The following is a 16,552-nucleotide window of genomic DNA, read 5'->3' as shown; positions in this document are numbered from 1 at the left end:
GGAGGACATCGGAAGTGCCTACGCCGACATGGCATTACGCATCGTCGGCGCCAGGTGAGGGTGCGCGAAAGTTCTTGACCGACATACGATTACGTATTCGCCAAAACAGTCCTCTCGAGCAGCCCGAAACTCGGGCGTTGCGGGTCAACCACTGCGAGCATGCCGGCGGGCGGTGATGGCCAGGGCCGGGACGATGGCCAGTGAGAGGACCGCGCCGATGAGGGCGAGTCCTGGATAGTCGGTGGTGGCGACGATCAGTCCGGAGCCGAGGCCGCCGCCCGCGCCGGCTAGGGCGATGCACAGGTCGACGGCGCCCTGGGTGCGGGCGCGGGTGGCGAGGGGGACGGCGTCGGTGAGCATGGTGGTGCCGGCGACCAGGCCCAGGTTCCAGCCCAGACCGAGCAGCCCGAGCGCGACCGCCAGAGCGGCCATCGATGATGGCGGGGCCAGGGCTGCGGCGACGCCGGCGGCCACCAGGGTGAGTGCCGCGGCCACCGCGATACGACCGGCTCCGAATCGGTCGACCAGCACTCCCGACAGCAGCGACGGCAGGTACATGCCCGCGACATGGATGGCGATGACGAATCCGGCCGCGCCCACGCTGTGGCCGTGGTGCTGCATGTGAATCGGGGTCATGGTCATGATGGCGACCATCACCAGCTGGGTCAGCACCATGATCGTCGCACCGAGCACGACCGGCGCCGGGGTGCGTCGCGGCTCGATGATGCCCGTTGCCGCGGTGGTGGGATCCTCGGCGGGGGCATTCGCGCGCGCCAGTTGCAGTGGGTCCGGCCGCAACAGCGCCCACAGCACGATCCCGGCGAGCGCGTAGGCCAGGCCGGAAAGGACGAAAGGCCCGGACAGCGGCGGGATTCCCCAGCCCTCGGCGAGATTCGACATCACCGTGACCAGGTTCGGGCCCGCGACGGCGCCGACCGTGGTCGCGACGAGGACGGTGCTGATCGCGCGCGCTCGGTGCGCCGACCGCGCCAGGTCGGCACCGGCGTAGCGGGCTTGCAGACTGGTCGCGGTGCCCGCGCCGTAGACCAGGAACGCCGTGAACAGCAGCGCCACATTCCCGGCGACCGCGGCCAGGACGACGCCGAAGCTGCCGACCGCACCGACGAGATAACCCACCGTCAAACCCGCCCGGCGACCCGATCGTTGCGAGATCCGCCCGACGCCGGCCGCGGCCGCCGCCGAACCGACCGTGAACAGCGCGCTGGGCAGCCCGGCCCACCCGGTCGAGCCGAGCATGTCCTGGGCCAGCAGCGCCCCCACCGTGATACCGGCGGCCAAACCCGCCCCCGACAGGATCTGGGCGACGACCAGGACGGCGAGCACGCGGCGTTGTACGCGATCGCGGTCGGGGTGCGGGCCGGCAATGGTGGTATTCATCGTGCTCATTTCACTACACCGGCCGATCGCCCGCGTCGACGAACGGACTCCGGCCCCCGCACAGCTCACCGCCGTTGCACCGGATGCTCGGTCATCGCTGCTCCGAACTCGATTGTCGCAGAATCGACGAGCGCGTCGACCGGTCCATGCGGCAGCCGGCCCGGATCAGCCGATGAACGACTCCGGCCCGAAGCGGCCCCAGGCCACGAAGGCGGCTGCGGCGAGGTAGACGGCGTTGAGCGCGACGTATTTGTACTGGGCGTAGCGCGCGTGGGTGATCATCGCGCCGATCATCAACAGGACCCAGCAGACGGCGGTGATCGGCACCATGACCGGTGCGATGTCGAGCGTCGCGGGCAGGATCAGGCCTGCCGCGGCCAGGATCTCGAGGCCGCCGAGGGTTCGGACGAAGCCTGCGCTCGCGTGTTCGGTCCAGCCGCCACCGGATTTCCGGCCGAGTTCGTCGAGCTTGTCCTTGGGCATGAACGCCTTGGTGGCACCGCCGAACAGGGCTAGTGCGGCAAGCAGCCCGGTGATGATCCAGAGGGCGAGGTTCATGGAGTTCTCCTTCTAGTGCGTGCGGTCGGGCATCAGACACCGCAGGCCCCAGCCGCGTGACAGCCGCATCGACGTGACGTGCGCCACCGCCCGCTTCGCCATGGCGCTCGGCCAGTGATCTGCCTCACCCGCTGTCACAACAGAGGAACGGGCGGTGTCTGGTGTGCCGAATCCGGTGAACCGAAGGAGAACCCCGATGACCGAAGCGGATAAGGCAAGCGCAGCGTCTATGAAGGCAGTGCGGTACATGCCGGAGACGCGGTGATCGCGGTGTTGCCGGTGACCGCACCCGGTGCGGCCGCCGAGTACGTCGCCGCGCCCGCCGGGATACTGGCTCCCGCTCCCCGCACCGTCGACCTCGCCGACGCCGCGGCCCTGCCTCTGGTCGGGCTCACGGCGTGGCAGTCGTTGTTCGAACACGCCGATCTGCGACCGGGACAGAGTGTGCTGATCAATGGTGCGGGCAGTGCGGTGGGCGGGTACGCCGTGCAGCTCGCCGTGCACGCCGGTGCGATCGTCACCGCGACCGCCGGTCCGCGCAGCCGTGACCGCACCCGCTCCTACGGCGCGCAACGGATCATCGACTACACCCGCACACCCGTGGTGCGGGCAGTCGACGAAGAACGGTTCGACGTGGTGCTGAACCTCGCGCCCAGCAGCCCAGAGGAAAACATGGCGCTGGCGGACCTGGTCGCCGACGGTGGGGCCTTTGTCAGCACGACCACTCCCCTCACGCAGGACGTCGGCCGCGGGATCCGGGCATTGCGGCCCTTCGCCTACGCCGATGCCGCGCAGCTCGCCGAGCTGGCTGCCCGCGTCGACGCCGGAGAGCTGAAGATCGCAGCCACCGAACGACTTTCGCTGTCCGAACTGCCCATCGTTCATGCCCGCGCCGCGCAACGGATCGCCCAAGTCGCCGAGCTGGCGGCTCAGGCCGAGGTCCGTGAGCTGGGATTCACAGTGGCCGCGCGGCTGCGGGCCGAGGCGGACACCGTCGACGTCCGCGCCGTGGGTGGCGAGATCGTCGGCAAGGTCATCCTGACTCCCTGACCCGAACGGCAGACGCTGCCTGCCCCGGCATTCGCTGCCCGGGCCAGCCATCCGGTGACGGCCGGTTCGACTGCGGACGGGCCGTCACCGGATGCGTAGAGTCACCGCTACTGACGACGAGGACATTGCCCGTGAACACTCCGCGAGATAAAGGCCGCCCATCTGAGCCGGCTGCGAGGGACAGCGGCCGGGACGTCACCGACCCGGCGACCGACGCGTTCCTCACTCATCGCAACCTGCTGTTCACTGTCGCCTACGAGATGCTCGGCTCGGCTGTCGACGCCGAGGACGTGCTTCAGGAGACGTGGCTGCGCTGGACCGCCGTCGACTTGGATCAGGTGAGTGATCCGCGCGCGTATCTGGTGCGGATCACGACGCGGCAGTCGCTCAACCGGCTGCGCACCATCAGCCGCCGCAGGGAGTCCTATGTCGGGCCCTGGCTGCCCGAGCCGCTGCTCACCACACCGGATGTGGCCGCTGACGTCGAACTCGCCGATAGCATGTCGATGGCGCTGATGCTCGTCCTCGAAACGCTGACGCCCACCGAACGCGCCGTGTTCGTGCTGCGTGAGGTGTTCGACATCGGGTACGACGAGATCGCCGCCGCTGTCGACAAATCCCCTGCCACCGTGCGTCAGATCGCCCACCGCGCCCGCAAACACGTGCAGGCCCGCCGGCCACGATCGGTGGTGTCGGCCGGCGATACCCGTGCGGCACTGGAGTCGTTCCGGCGTGCCCTCGAATCCGGCGATCCGCAGGCGCTGCTGGACGTGCTCGCACCCGAGGTCGTGCTGGTCAGCGACGGCGGCGGCGTGAAGCAGGCGGCGCTGCGGCCCGTCGTCAGCGCCGCGAATGTGTGCCGCTACATCCTCGGCGGCATCGGCAGGACCGAGGCCACGATCACCATCGACCCGATCATCCTCAATGGCAGCCCGGCATTGGTTTTCCGGCTGGACAGCGAGGTCGACGGGGTCATGGCGTTCCGAGTCGAGGACGGGCGCATCACCGGTCTCTACTTCGTCCGCAATCCGCACAAGCTGACCCGCATCGAATCCGAGACGACACTCACCTTGCGGTGAATACCCTTAATGGCCCATATATCTCGATGCCGTACCGCCGGTGTCGCCAGCATTTCGGCAACCGACCGAACTCGGCCGGTCAGGCGGACGTGGTGATGCGCCGATCGATCGCGGCGAGCGCGAACTCGGCCCAGCGAATGTTCTCCTGCTCGAAGGAGATCCCGCGCAGCAGGGTCAGGTAGGGGCCGATGCGGTCGGCTTCGGCGAGGTAGGCCTGTTCGCTGCGGCCGTCCAGCAGGCGCTGGCGCAGGCGTTCGTAGCGGGCCAATTTCGCGGTCGACCAGTCCAGGCGCTCGGCGATGGAGGCGCGGACCGCGGGGGCGTCGGCGGTGTCCATGCCTTGCACCTGCACCAGCATCTCGTCGCGGATGGCGGTGGGTTTGGGTGGGGTGTCGAGGAATTCGCGCAGCGCGGCGCGGCCGGCGGGGGTGATGGTGTGCAGGCGCTTGTTGGGGCGGCGCTCCTGCTGGACCACGCGGGTCTCGATGAGCCCGTCGGCGGCCATGCGCTCGAGTTCCTTGTACAGCTGCTGCGGGGTCGAGGTCCAGAAGTTGGCCGCCGAGGCGTCGAAGCTCTTGGCCAGCTCGTAGCCGGAGGCCTCGCCGTCGAGCAGGGCGGCCAGAATCGCGTCACGTAGCGCCACCAGCACAATGTAGCAGGCAACGAGACTATTCAGTTTCTTGTCCAATCCACCTCTGGACACTCGCTTCAGCGCTCACTAATGTTCGAGCTACATACTCAACTAATTGCCTAGGAAAGGCGGGAGCATGCATCCGTTCCGTGCGGCGGTGGAAGCCCGTGACGACGCCGCGATCGAGGCGCTGCTGGCCGAGAACGTGGTCTTCACCAGCCCGGTGGCGTTCCGGCCGTATCCGGGCAAGGCGATCACCGCGGCCATCCTGCGCGCGGTGATCCGGGTGTTCGAGGACTTCCGGTATGTGCGCGAGATCGCGGATCCGAACGGGCGTGACCATGCGTTCGTGTTCGAGGCGAGTGTGGACGGCAAGAAGCTGACCGGCTGCGATTTCCTGCACTTCGACGACGACGGCAAGATCGACGACTTCATGGTGATGGTGCGGCCGCTGTCGGCGGCGCAGGCGCTGGCCGCCCGGATGGGTGCGCAGTTCGAGCAGATCAAGGCCGAGGCCACCGCCCAGCTCACCGGCGAGGCAGCGCAGCCCTGAGATGCCTTGGTGGGCAACGGCATCCGCTGCGAGCCGCGATCAGGTGGTCTGCGGCTCGCCGGGGTCTTGCCGGGTGACTCCGAAGAGCAGGAACGGCAAGACCTGTCGCACCGCCCCGGCCAGGTCCGCTCCGCGAGCCAGCCGCAAACGCTGGGTTTCCAGGCAGGCCAGGATCATCTCGGCGGTGGCGCCGGGGTCCTGATCGGCCCGGAAGACTCCCTCGGCCATGCCACGTTCGACGATCTCGCACAGCCGCTCCCGGATGGGCGTGACGTGGTCGAGGATGACGTCGCGCTGCTCGGGCGGCAGGGCCGCGGCCAGGCTCTGGGCGCTCGAGGTCGACAGCGCGAACTGCGACAGCACCGTCACCACCACGATCCGCAGATGTTCCGCGGGGTCGTCGGTGCCGGCGAGTTCGTGGTCCAGCAGCCGCATGTACCGGTCCACCTGATCGCGGGCCCAAACGAGCAACAGCGCGGTTTTGTCGCGGTGATAGTTGTAGATCGAGCTGCGCGACACGCCGGCGCGTTCGGCGACATCACGTAGCGTGAGCCGCTCGTATCCGCGTTCGGCGAGCAGGTCGCCGAACGCCCGGATCAGCCGCTGCTCGACCTCGGCGCGATGCTCGGCCACCGACGAGCCGGTGATCTTGGGCAACTCATCTCTCCTTCACCCGGGTCCGGGCGACGCTACACCCGATTTTTATGACACCGTGTCGTCATATTATCGTGTCGCGCTGGACGCGTGATCCGGGCGCGTCCGCCGCCCTGCGAAAGAAGTTCGATGACTGTCTCGGTGCTGTTCGAGGTGACCGCCGCGGGCCACCTCGTGCTGGCCTGTCTGTGCCTGCGGTGGTTCCTGCGCACCAGAAACAGGTTGCTGATCATCCCGCTACTGCTGTGCCTGGCGCTGATCTACGACAACGCCGTCATCGGCGCGGGCCGGGCGATCGGGACGGGCGCGTTGCTCGAACTACTGAGCGTGCCGCGCTACCTCATCCATGCGGTCCTCACTCCCCTGCTGATTCCGTGGGCACGTGCGGTCGCGGACCGGGCCGACGTGGCGTGGGCACGGTCGCGGCGGGCGAAGATCACCACCTGGGCGTTGACGGCCTGCGCGATCGGGCTGGGCGTCGCCAACGACGTGATCGGCCTGTCGCTGCAACCGCAGCAGTGGGCAGGGACCGTGCGCTACAGCAATATTCCCGCGCCCGAGACCGAAGCCCTGCCCGTGGTCATCACCGGGGTTTTCGTGCTGGTCATCGCCGTCGCCCTGTGGCTGCGGCACCGCTACCTGCCGCTGCTGATCACCGCCGCGATCATGACCGTCGCGGCGTCCTTGGCGGCGAACTCCCTGCTGCTGGGCAATATCGGCGAATTGATCTTCGTCGCCGGGGTCGTCGTCACCGCGCACTGGGTGCCCCGCCCACCGGCAATCGCACCGTTGCCCGCGGGCCGGATCACCAGCGCCACCCGTGTTCTCGGCTGGATCGCGTTTCCGCTGCTGATCGCGACGACGGTGAGCCCCTCGACCGGCCCATCCGCCGGCTACGACTGGGCCGCCCTGGCGCAGGCGGTCTACCAGGTGTTGCTCATCATTCACGCCCAACTCGGCGTCACCACCTACGGTTTTCCGCCGAAAGGCAACCGGTTGCGCCGCTTCCACACCGGCTTCGGTTACGCCAACATCCCACTCCTGGCCGCCGCCCAGCTGCTGTCGTTCTTCACGGCCACCACCGGCCTGGCGAACCTCTGCTCGCAACTGCTGTTGCTCACCATCACCGTGCACGTGGGTGTCGGTGTAGTCTTCGCGATCCGGCGTGCACGAAGGCGCAGACGCTCACCTGCCGGATCACCCACCGCACGCGCGCGGCTGGTGGTGTGAACCGCAACGGACCTCGTTCCGTACTCCCCTACGACGTCGTGGAGGTTACGCATGCGGGTGAGCAGGGCGACGGTGGATCTGTCGGGGTATCCGGACCTCGTGGTGATCTACCTGGGGATGCGGGTCAACAAGCCGCGGGGGATGCTGCGGCTGCTCGGAGTCGGGCCGAAGCTGTATCAGTCGCATCGCGACCGGCCCGATGGGTTGCTGCTGCACGAGGACGTCGTCTGGTCGCTGTTCCCGCCGCATTGGGGTGCGCGGCAGTACTGGCGTGATCTCGACAGCCTGGAACACTGGACCCGGTCGGCCCCGCATCGGGACTGGTGGCAGCAGTTCCTGCGTGATTCGGGTGGGACCGGGTTCTGGCATGAGGCCTACTTCGCGCGCGGCGGCATCGACGCCATGTACGACGACATGAGCACCCCGACGGGCCTGGCCCGGTTCGCGCCGGTGACCGCCAGCCGCGGGCGCATGTTCTCCACCCGCGGCCGGGTGCATGGCACACCGGCGGCATTCCCACCGGTGGTGAGCGAAACCGATTACTACCCGGACGATTCCGTGCGATGATCTCCATCGGGACGTACCGGTGAAACACTCGCGACACACCCGAACGGCGATTCGATCGCGCGCGGCGTTTGTGTACAGCGCACTAATCGCAGATGAATATGTGGCCGAGCGAGTGTGATATTGCACTTTTCGTACTTCTAGTCGGTAATCAGGGGATTTACCGTATCCGCATGCACGTCCTGTTCGTCTGTAATGGCAATGTGTGCCGGTCGGCGATTGCCGAACGGCTCGCTCGCGCCATCGCGATCGAACACGGCCTCACCGACCTCACCGCGGAGAGCGCGGGCACCCGCGCACTGGTCGGATTCCCGATCGAACCGCTGGCCGCGCAGACCATCGCCGGCCTCGGCGCCGATCCGGACAACTTCCGCGCCCGCAAACTCAAGCCCGAGCACATCGACCGCGCCGACCTGGTGCTGGCGATGACCGAGCAGATCCGCGATCAGGCCGCGGGCATGGCCTTCGGGGCCGCCGCGCGCACCTTCACCCTGCTCGAGGCGCACCGCATCGCCAAGGTCACCGGTGCGCGGACGGTGGCCGAATTGCATCAGGCCCGCAACGACTTGTCGCTGGTCGGCCGGGAGAACATCGCCGACCCGGTGGGGCTGTCGGAACCGGCCTATTGCGCCGTCGGCGACCGCATCGCCGAAGCCCTGCTGCCGCTGCTGCTCGCCCTCGATACCGGCGCCCCGCAGCCCGAAGAGGACGAGCATTCGGGCCTGGTGCTGCAACCGGCGCACGGCCCCGCCCCGCTGGCGACTTTTCTGGCCGCCCAGCGCACGGGCTGGTATGCCTGACGCCCGCGCGGGAAAGGACTACACTCCCGCGAAAAGACCTCCGCCGTCGACGTTTCGACCCGGTGGCGCCCTCCGCACACACGACAGGAATCAGACATGCCGAAACGCATTTCGGATGTTTCGCTCCATGTTTATGTGACACCGGAAAACCTCGAACGCATCGTCGAGGCCGTGCGCACGGCGCTCGACGATCACCTACTCGATCGTGACGTCTTCGCCTGGCGTTTCACACTACCGGCGGCCCCGGACGACCCACTCCACGCGGAATTCGAAACTCATTGGCGCGCCGAGAATTCCGATGCGCCGCCGACCGGATACGGTACCTATGAGATCGCCCTCAGCTTGGTCGGCGATCCCACCGAACTCACCGATACCGATATGGCCGCGCTGCAATCGCGGCTGCGGTCCGGTATCGCCTCGGCGACCACACAGCAGGTGCCGCTGCGCATCCGCGCCCATCAGCGCACCGACGTCGACCTCTACCCCACCATCGAACGCATCTGAGCCGGCGCCGAATCCCGGCCCCGCCGTGGCCTTTCGGCCGGCGCCCGAGCATTGCGCGGGCGCCGGCCGGGCAGATCAGCGCCGGGACGGGAAGTGGCGGATGAGCCCTTCCTGCACCGTCGTGGCCAGCAGCTCACCGCTGCGCGAGTAGAAGCGACCGGTGGCCAGGCCACGCGAACCGGCCGCGACCGGGGACTCGGTGGCGTAGAGGGCCCAGTCGTCGAAGCGGAACGGGCGATGGAACCAGATCGAGTGGTTCACCGTGGCCGCGACGATCCGGTCCAAGCCCCACGACAGCCCGTGGGTGGTGATGATCGAATCCAGCACCGTGGTGTCGGAGGAGTAACCGAGGGTCGCCACGTGGATCAGCGGATCGTCGGGCAGGGTGCCGTCGGCGCGCATCCACACCCGGTTGTGGTTGAGCCGTTCGCCGGTGCCCTTGAGGATCCAGGCCGGATCGTTGGTGTAGCGCATATCGATCGGATGCGGGGCGTTGACGAACATCTCCAGCTTGTCCTCCAAGCCTTCGAAGCTCTCCTCCACCCGCGGCAACGTCTCCGGATCGGGGACCTCGGGCTGCTGATGGGCATGCTCGAGGCCCTTGCCCCAGTCCTGGAACGCGGCCAGCATCACGAACAGTTCCTGACCGTCCTGGCTGGCCGTGACGGTCCGGTTGGCGAAGGAGCGGCCGTCGCGGTGCCGGTCGACCCGGTACTCGATCGGCTTCTTCACATCGCCGCCGCGCACGAAATGCGCGTTGACCGCGTGCACCGGACGGTCACCGACCGTCCGGCCCGCGGCCATGATCGCCTGCGACACCAGCTGCCCGCCGAACGTGCGGCTCCACACCTTCTCCGGGTGCTGACCGACGAAGACGTCTTCGTCCATCTGTTCCAGATCCAGCAGTTCCAGCAGTACGTCCAGATCGGTACGCTGCGCCCGCGTCACATCGACGCCGACGGAGTCGTCAAGCGAAACGCTCACTCTAATGGTCCTCCTCACCGATACGGTGCACGTGGATCAGGTTCGTGGAACCGACGGTACCGGGCGGGGAGCCCGCGACGATAACCACCAAGTCGCCCTTCTGGTACCGGTTCATGCTCAGCAGCGCCTGATCGACCTGCTTGATCATGGCGTCGGTGCTGTCCACGGTAGGCACGATGAACGTTTCCGTGCCCCACGTCAAGGCCAGCTGGCTGCGCACCTCCGGCAGCGGGGTGAACGCCAGCAGCGGCAGCGGGGTGTGCAGGCGGGCCAGCCGGCGCACCGTGTCCCCGGACTGGGTGAACGCCACCAGCGCCTTGGCATTGAGCCGCTCGCCGATATCGCGGGCCGCGTAGGAGATGACACCGCGCTTGGTGCGCGGCACATGCGTCAGCGGCGGCACCCGGGTGGATTCGGTCTCCACCGCGTGCACGATGCGCGCCATGGTGCGCACGGTCTCGATCGGGTACTTGCCGACCGAGGTTTCACCGGAGAGCATCACCGCGTCGGCGCCGTCGAGCACGGCATTGGCGACGTCGGAGGCCTCGGCCCGGGTGGGGCGGGAGTTGTCGATCATCGACTCCAGCATCTGGGTCGCCACGATGACGGGTTTGGCGTTCTCCCTTGCCATTTGGATGGCGCGCTTCTGCACGATCGGCACCTGCTCGAGCGGCAGCTCCACACCGAGATCACCGCGCGCGACCATCACCGCGTCGAAGGCGAGCACCACGGCCTCGAGGTTGTCGATGGCCTCGGGCTTTTCCAGTTTGCCGATCACCGGGACGCGGCGGCCGACGCGATCCATCACGTCGTGCACCAGCTCGACATCCGAGGGCGAACGCACGAATGACAACGCGATGAAGTCGACGCCCAGTTTCAGGGCGAACTCCAGGTCCTCGATGTCCTTGTCCGACAGCGCGGGCACCGACACGTCCATGCCGGGCAGCGAGACGCCCTTGTTGTTGCTGACGGGGCCACCCTCGGTGACCCGGCAGACCACGTCGTTGCCGTCGACGGCGGTGACGGTCAGGCCGACCTTGCCGTCGTCGACGAGCAGTCGGTCGCCGGGCTTGGCATCGGCGGCGAGTTCTTTGTAGGTGGTCGAGACGCGGTCGTGGGTGCCATCGACGTCGTCGACGGTGATGCGCACCTCTTCGCCCGTCGCCCAGACCGTCCGGCCTTCGATGAAGCGGCCGAGGCGGATCTTGGGGCCCTGTAGATCGGCGAGAATGCCGACGGCGCGGCCGACATGGTCGGAGGCCTGCCGCACCTTCTTGTAGTTGTCGGCATGGTCGGAGTGCTCACCGTGGCTGAAGTTCAGCCGCGCTACGTCCATACCGCTCTCGACGAGTTCTCGAATACGGTCCTCGGTGGCAGTGGCCGGTCCGAGGGTGCACACAATCTTCGTCCGTCGCATCACGAGTCGAGCCTAGTCCTGACCGGGACTACCGGCGCGTTGGCCATGCCGAGTGCGGCGTGTGGTGGCTCACCGCGCGCTGAGTGAGCGGGCGTAGTTCACCTGGTGCAGCAACATCGGGAACGTCTGCTGATTCTGCACCGGGATCATCGTCGAGTGGTAGCGACCCTCGCTGGTGACGGTGACCTGCACATAACCGACCGTCGTCCGCTCCTTGACCAGCAAGAACAGCAGGCCGAGGAAACACAGCGGGAAGAACAGGATCGCCAGCACCACCGCATAGGTCGGAATCTTCTCCGAGGTCTGCGACATATCGGTGATCGTCCACACCGCGCCCCGCAGCGGCATGGTGCCCGCCGGGGTGGTGACCGAATCCTCGGAGATGCCGATATCGCCGATCGACATCACGAACCCGCCCGGCACGCCCATGGGCATCGGGCCGGGCATACCGGGCGGCATCCCGGGATGCATTCCGCTCGCCATCGGCGGGAAGGCCCTCGTGGGGCGCGGACCGGCGGGCTGCGGCGGGAAGTTCACCGGCCGGCCCGGGCCGCCGTCGGCCGGGTACGCCTGATCACCCGGATGCGACGGCTGCGGATCGGTGGCCTTGCGCAGACTCGGCCCGGTGCCGGGCGGACCGTACTGCGGTCCCCCGGCTCCCGGCGCATGCTGATCCGACTCGGCCACTCGCGTCCTCCTGCTCTCCCGGGCGCCCGTGCCGCCCCCCGGTGCGTATCCCGGCCCGCCGATCGCGCGGGCCTACCGCCCATTCTGTCGGGGACGGCCGCCGCTGTCGCCCGAACTAGCCGCCCTTCTTCGCCTCGGCGGTTTCGGTGGAATCGGCGTCCTTGCCGGATTCGGTATCGCTGGGCTCGTCGGCCTCGCCGGACTTCGCGCCCTTGCCGGTCTCCGCGGCCTTCTCGGACTTCCCGTCCTTGCCGGACTCTGCGTCCTTCCCGGACTTCGCATCGTCGTCGGACTCCACGCCCTTCTCGGACTTCGCATCCTTGCCGGACTCCGCGTCCTTCCCGGACTTCGCATCCTCGTCGGACTCCACGCCCTTCTCGGACTTCCCGTCCTTGGCCAGGTCGGTTGCCGTTCCGGCCTCCTCGCCCTCAGCCGCGCCCTTGTCCGCCGCCGCCGACTCCGCCCCAGCCCGGCGCAGCGCGCCGATCTGCCACGGCCACGGACGCTTCTCCGCACCGGGCTGCAGTTGCGCCGGGGTCTCGCGGCCCTTCGTCGCGAACACGAAGTAGGCGATGGCGGCGAGGAAGACCAGCGCGGAGGTGAAGGAGTTGATGCGGATGCCGGCGATGTGGGTGGCTTCGTCGTCGCGCATGAGTTCGACGAAGAAGCGGCCGAAGCTGTAGCCGGCGACGTAGAGCGCGAACAGGCGGCCGTGGCCGATGCGGAAACGCTTGTCGATGTAGACCAGCAGCAGCACCACCAGCACGTTCCACAGCAGCTCGTACAGGAATGTCGGGTGCACGACCTTCTCCACCACGCCGGTGGAGACGCCGTTCATCATGTCCAGGCGGCCCTGGTCGTCGAAGCGCTGGTAGATCTCGAGGCCCCAGGGCACCTCGGTCTCGCGGCCGTAGAGTTCCTGGTTGAAGTAGTTGCCGAGGCGGCCGATGGCCTGGGCCAGCAGGATCGGCGGTGCGATCGCGTCGCCGAGGGCGGGCAGCGGGATCTTGTAGACGCGGCAGCCGATCCAGGCGCCGATACCGCCGAGGAACACCGCGCCCCAGATGCCGAGGCCGCCCTGATAGATCTTGAGCGCGTCCATCGGGTTGCCGTCGGCGCCGAAGTATTTCTGCCAGTCGGTGGCGACGTGGTAGAGCCTGCCGCCGATGAGACCGAACGGGACGGCGAACATCGCCACATCCAGCACCGCGCCCGGCTGCCCGCCGCGTTCGCGCCAGCGCCGCTCACCCCACCAGATGGCGACGATGATGCCGACGATGATGCACAGCGCGTAGGCCCGCAGCGGGAACGGCCCGATCTGCCATACGCCCTGCGGCGGGCTCGGGATATAGGCGAGCACGTCGGCGGCGCCTGCGCTCAGAACGCCGTCACCGCGCGTGCCGATGCTGGAAACACTGTCTGCCAGGACTCGTAAGGTCACGGGGGCAACCGTAGTCGAGGAGCCCGGCGGTGTGCCTTCGGGTCAGGACGCGACGGTCGCCGAGCGCACGCCGTCGGCCAGCTCGGCCGTCAGCGTCCGCACCGCGTCCAAGCCCTCGGCGGCCGCGGTGACCAACGCCGAACCGACGATCACGCCGTCGGCGTAGGCGGCGATCTCGGCGGCCTGGGCACCGGAACGCACGCCGAGACCCACACCGATCGGGATGTCGGAGTGTGCGCGGACCCGGGCACACAGCGCGGGCGCGGCCGAGGACACGGCGTCACGGGCGCCGGTCACGCCCATGGTGGAGGCGGCGTAGACGAATCCGCGCGAAGCCTCCAGGGTCTTGACCAGGCGCTCCTCGGTCGAGGACGGAGCGACCAGGAAGATCCGGTCCAAATCATGGGCGGTCGAAGCGGCGAACCACTCGTCGGCCTCGTCGGGGATCAGGTTCGGGGTGATGATGCCGGCGCCGCCCGCGGCCGCGAGGTCCCGGGCGAACCGGTCCACGCCGTACTTGAGCACCGGGTTCCAGTAGCTCATCACCACGGCCTGGGCACCGGCCGCAGTGACGGCCTCGACCACGGAGAACACATCGCGCACCCGCACTCCGTTGCGCAGCGCCTGCTCGGCGGCCTGCTGGATGGTCGGCCCGTCCATCACCGGATCGGAGTAGGCCACACCGACCTCGACGATGTCGCAGCCGGCCTCGACCATGGCGCGCACGGTGGCGATGGAGCCGTCCAGATCCGGGTAGCCGGCGGGCAGGTAGCCGATCAGGGCGGCGCGGTGTTCGGCGCGGCAGGCCGCGAAGGTGTCGGCGAGTCTGGACTGCTGGCTCACTACCCGTTCCCCTTGCCTTCGGCGGCGTCGTCGTCGAACAGCCCGAACCAGCGGGCCGCGGTGTCCATGTCCTTGTCGCCGCGACCGGACAGGTTCACCAGGATGATCGCGCCCGGGCCGAGCTGCTTGCCGAGCTCGAGCGCGCCCGCCACCGCGTGCGCGGATTCGATCGCCGGGATGATGCCTTCGGAGCGGCTGAGCAGCAGCAGCGCGTCCATCGCGGCGGTATCGGTGACCGGCAGGTATTCGGCGCGGCCGGTGTCCTTGAGGTAGGCGTGCTCGGGGCCGACGCCGGGATAGTCGAGTCCGGCGGAGATGGAATGCGATTCGATGGTCTGGCCGTCCTCGTCCTGCAACAGGTACGAGTAGGCGCCCTGGAACGCGCCGGGTGTGCCACCGGTGAAGGTGGCGGCGTGGCGGCCGGTCTCGACGCCGTCACCGGCGGCTTCGTAGCCGATCAGGCGCACGCCCGGATCGTCGATGAAGGCGTGGAAGATGCCGATGGCGTTGGAGCCGCCGCCCACGCAGGCCGCGACGGCGTCGGGCAGCCTGCCGGTGAGCTCCTGCACCTGCTCGCGTGACTCCATGCCGACCACGCGCTGGAAGTCGCGGACCATCAGCGGGAACGGGTGCGGGCCCGCGGCGGTGCCGAAGCAGTAGTAGGTGTCGTCGGCGTTGGAGACCCAGTCGCGCAGTGCCTCGTTGATGGCGTCCTTGAGCGTCTGCGAGCCGGTGGTCACCGAGACGACCTCGGCGCCGAGCAGCCGCATCCGGGCGACGTTGAGCGCCTGCCGGGCGGTGTCGACCGCGCCCATGTAGATGATGCAGTCCAGCCCGAGCAGCGCACAGGCCGTCGCGGTGGCCACGCCGTGCTGGCCGGCGCCGGTCTCGGCGATGACGCGGGTCTTGCCCATGCGCTTGGCCAGCAACGCCTGGCCCAGCACGTTGTTGATCTTGTGCGAGCCGGTGTGGTTGAGGTCTTCGCGCTTGAGCAGGATGCGGGCGCCGCCGGCGTGCTCGGCCAGTCGGGTGCATTCGAAGACCGGCGAGGGGCGGCCGGTGTAGTCGCGTTGCAGCCGGTCGAGTTCGCCCAGGAACTCGCGGTCGCTGCGCACCTTGTCGTATTCGGCGGTGACCTCTTCGATGACGGCCATCAGCGCCTCGGGCACATGCCTGCCGCCGTAGACGCCGAAGTGGCCGCCGCCATCGGGTTCGTGTCCGCTGCGGTGGGCGACGCCCTCGCTGGCCGCGGGCAGCCGGGTCGCGGCCATCAGCGCGCCCGCCGGGCGGGCTTCGGGCAGGACGGGTGGGTGCCGGCGGTCACCAGCTGCGACACGGCGGCGCGCGGGTCGCCACTGGTCACCAGGCCTTCGCCGACGAGCACGGCATCCGCGCCCGCACCCGCGTAGGCCATCAGGTCGGCGGTACCGCGCACCCCGGACTCGGCCACCCGGATGACCTCGGTGGGCAGCCCCGGCGCGATCCGCGCGAAGCAGTCGCGGTCGACTTCGAGGGTCTTGAGGTTGCGCGCGTTGATGCCGACGACCGAGGCGCCGGCATTGAGGGCCCGGTCGGCCTCTTCTTCGGTGTGCACTTCGACCAGGGCGGTCATCCCGAGCGATTCGGTGCGGTCGATGAGCGAGCTCAGGGTGTCCTGTTCCAGCGCGGCGACGATCAGCAGGATGACGTCGGCGCCGTGCGCGCGCGCCTCGTGGATCTGGTACGGCCCGACCACGAAGTCCTTGCGCAGCACCGGGATGTTCACGGCGGCACGGACGGCGTCGAGGTCGTCGAGCGAGCCGTGGAAGCGACGGCCCTCGGTGAGCACGCTGATGATGCGGGCGCCGCCGTCTTCGTAGGCCTTGGCCAGGCTGGCGGGGTCGGCGATCTCGGCGAGCGCTCCCTTGGAGGGGCTGGCCCGCTTCACCTCGGCGATGACGCCGATGCCGTCTTCATGCAGCGCGGCGAGCGCGTCCTTCGGCGGCGGCGCGGCGGCGGCCGCGGCCTTGATGGCTTGGAAGTCCAGCAGGGATTCCCGTGCGGCCACATCCGCGCGGACCCCGTCGAGAATCGAGTCGAGTACCGTCATCTGGCTCGAATCCTTTCTGGGGAGACGGACTCACTGCCTGAGAAATCCCCCCAGGCGCTGTCTCACCGGT

At 68.5% G+C, this 16,552-nt stretch carries 18 protein-coding genes; 7 read left to right on the top strand and 11 right to left on the bottom strand.

Annotation, left to right across the window (positions count from 1 at the left end):
• Positions 1 to 144 precede the first annotated feature (144 nt).
• Together RJ05_RS09520 and RJ05_RS09515 are read right to left on the bottom strand one after the other, a co-directional pair.
• A complete protein-coding gene (locus tag RJ05_RS09520) occupies positions 145 to 1,398 on the bottom strand; it encodes an MFS transporter (RefSeq protein ID WP_051016386.1) in 1,254 nt (417 codons plus the stop codon).
• Between the two features lie 165 nt (positions 1,399 to 1,563).
• Positions 1,564 to 1,956 (bottom strand): DoxX family protein, encoded by a 393-nt coding sequence (locus RJ05_RS09515; RefSeq protein WP_014350287.1) that lies wholly within the window; start codon positions 1,954 to 1,956, stop codon positions 1,564 to 1,566.
• Positions 1,957 to 2,217: 261 nt separating this feature from the next.
• On the opposite strand from RJ05_RS09515, the gene RJ05_RS09510 reads away from it, so the two are divergent.
• Positions 2,218 to 3,006 carry a zinc-binding dehydrogenase gene (locus RJ05_RS09510; protein ID WP_249040485.1) on the top strand — a complete coding sequence of 263 codons (789 nt, stop codon included), beginning with the start codon at positions 2,218 to 2,220 and terminating at the stop codon, positions 3,004 to 3,006.
• 131 nt (positions 3,007 to 3,137) lie between these two features.
• On the top strand, positions 3,138 to 4,085 hold the full coding sequence (locus tag RJ05_RS09505) for an RNA polymerase sigma-70 factor (protein ID WP_036535709.1): 948 nt from the start codon (positions 3,138 to 3,140) through the stop codon (positions 4,083 to 4,085).
• A gap of 79 nt (positions 4,086 to 4,164) precedes the next feature.
• Here RJ05_RS09505 and RJ05_RS09500 read toward each other — a convergent pair whose 3' ends face one another.
• A complete protein-coding gene (locus RJ05_RS09500; RefSeq protein ID WP_036535742.1) occupies positions 4,165 to 4,728 on the bottom strand; it encodes a PadR family transcriptional regulator in 564 nt (187 codons plus the stop codon).
• Between the two features lie 124 nt (positions 4,729 to 4,852).
• On the opposite strand from RJ05_RS09500, the gene RJ05_RS09495 reads away from it, so the two are divergent.
• Entirely contained in the window at positions 4,853 to 5,269 is a 417-nt protein-coding gene (locus RJ05_RS09495) for a nuclear transport factor 2 family protein (RefSeq protein ID WP_014350282.1), read from the top strand.
• A 39-nt stretch (positions 5,270 to 5,308) separates the two neighbouring features.
• Here the strand turns inward: RJ05_RS09495 and RJ05_RS09490 are convergent, their stop codons facing one another.
• Positions 5,309 to 5,926: a TetR/AcrR family transcriptional regulator gene (locus tag RJ05_RS09490; protein ID WP_036535708.1), complete on the bottom strand. Its 618-nt coding sequence runs from the start codon at positions 5,924 to 5,926 to the stop codon at positions 5,309 to 5,311.
• 126 nt (positions 5,927 to 6,052) lie between these two features.
• Here RJ05_RS09490 and RJ05_RS09485 point away from each other — a divergent pair, with 126 nt between their 5' ends.
• The 4 genes from RJ05_RS09485 (at position 6,053) to RJ05_RS09470 (ending at position 9,021) form a co-directional block, all read left to right on the top strand.
• Complete coding sequence (locus tag RJ05_RS09485; protein WP_138445588.1) at positions 6,053 to 7,153, top strand: hypothetical protein; 1,101 nt, start codon at positions 6,053 to 6,055, stop codon at positions 7,151 to 7,153.
• A 51-nt stretch (positions 7,154 to 7,204) separates the two neighbouring features.
• Positions 7,205 to 7,720 carry a monooxygenase family protein gene (locus RJ05_RS09480; RefSeq protein WP_036535703.1) on the top strand — a complete coding sequence of 172 codons (516 nt, stop codon included), beginning with the start codon at positions 7,205 to 7,207 and terminating at the stop codon, positions 7,718 to 7,720.
• 170 nt (positions 7,721 to 7,890) lie between these two features.
• The gene (locus tag RJ05_RS09475) at positions 7,891 to 8,517 is read left to right on the top strand and encodes an arsenate reductase/protein-tyrosine-phosphatase family protein (protein ID WP_014350278.1); all 627 of its coding nucleotides are present in this window, start codon (positions 7,891 to 7,893) and stop codon (positions 8,515 to 8,517) included.
• 96 nt (positions 8,518 to 8,613) lie between these two features.
• On the top strand, positions 8,614 to 9,021 hold the full coding sequence (locus RJ05_RS09470) for a hypothetical protein (RefSeq protein ID WP_036535701.1): 408 nt from the start codon (positions 8,614 to 8,616) through the stop codon (positions 9,019 to 9,021).
• A 75-nt stretch (positions 9,022 to 9,096) separates the two neighbouring features.
• Here RJ05_RS09470 and RJ05_RS09465 read toward each other — a convergent pair whose 3' ends face one another.
• The 7 genes from RJ05_RS09465 to trpC form a co-directional block, all read right to left on the bottom strand.
• Complete coding sequence (locus RJ05_RS09465; protein ID WP_228781298.1) at positions 9,097 to 9,909, bottom strand: acyl-CoA thioesterase; 813 nt, start codon at positions 9,907 to 9,909, stop codon at positions 9,097 to 9,099.
• A 97-nt stretch (positions 9,910 to 10,006) separates the two neighbouring features.
• Positions 10,007 to 11,425, bottom strand: coding sequence for a pyruvate kinase (gene pyk, locus RJ05_RS09460; RefSeq protein WP_174343920.1), 1,419 nt, complete (start codon positions 11,423 to 11,425; stop codon positions 10,007 to 10,009).
• A gap of 66 nt (positions 11,426 to 11,491) precedes the next feature.
• Positions 11,492 to 12,109, bottom strand: a complete 618-nt coding sequence (locus RJ05_RS32195) for a hypothetical protein (RefSeq protein ID WP_036535698.1) — start codon at positions 12,107 to 12,109, stop codon at positions 11,492 to 11,494.
• Between the two features lie 115 nt (positions 12,110 to 12,224).
• A complete protein-coding gene (gene lgt, locus RJ05_RS09450; protein ID WP_249040495.1) occupies positions 12,225 to 13,490 on the bottom strand; it encodes a prolipoprotein diacylglyceryl transferase in 1,266 nt (421 codons plus the stop codon).
• Between the two features lie 102 nt (positions 13,491 to 13,592).
• Complete coding sequence (gene trpA / locus RJ05_RS09445; protein WP_014350272.1) at positions 13,593 to 14,393, bottom strand: tryptophan synthase subunit alpha; 801 nt, start codon at positions 14,391 to 14,393, stop codon at positions 13,593 to 13,595.
• Positions 14,393 to 15,664 (bottom strand): tryptophan synthase subunit beta, encoded by a 1,272-nt coding sequence (gene trpB / locus RJ05_RS09440; RefSeq protein WP_051016383.1) that lies wholly within the window; start codon positions 15,662 to 15,664, stop codon positions 14,393 to 14,395. The genes trpA and trpB overlap by 1 nt, the downstream gene beginning before the upstream one ends.
• Entirely contained in the window at positions 15,664 to 16,482 is an 819-nt protein-coding gene (gene trpC, locus RJ05_RS09435) for an indole-3-glycerol phosphate synthase TrpC (RefSeq protein ID WP_036535696.1), read from the bottom strand. The genes trpB and trpC overlap by 1 nt, the downstream gene beginning before the upstream one ends.
• Positions 16,483 to 16,552 lie beyond the last annotated feature (70 nt).

The organism is Nocardia cyriacigeorgica NBRC 100375, assembly GCF_000308555.1.
In the GTDB taxonomy this organism is placed as follows: domain Bacteria; phylum Actinomycetota; class Actinomycetes; order Mycobacteriales; family Mycobacteriaceae; genus Nocardia; species Nocardia cyriacigeorgica.
The sequence above is the reverse complement of the archived record's forward strand: the minus strand, read 5'-3'. Positions and strand labels throughout refer to the sequence as shown.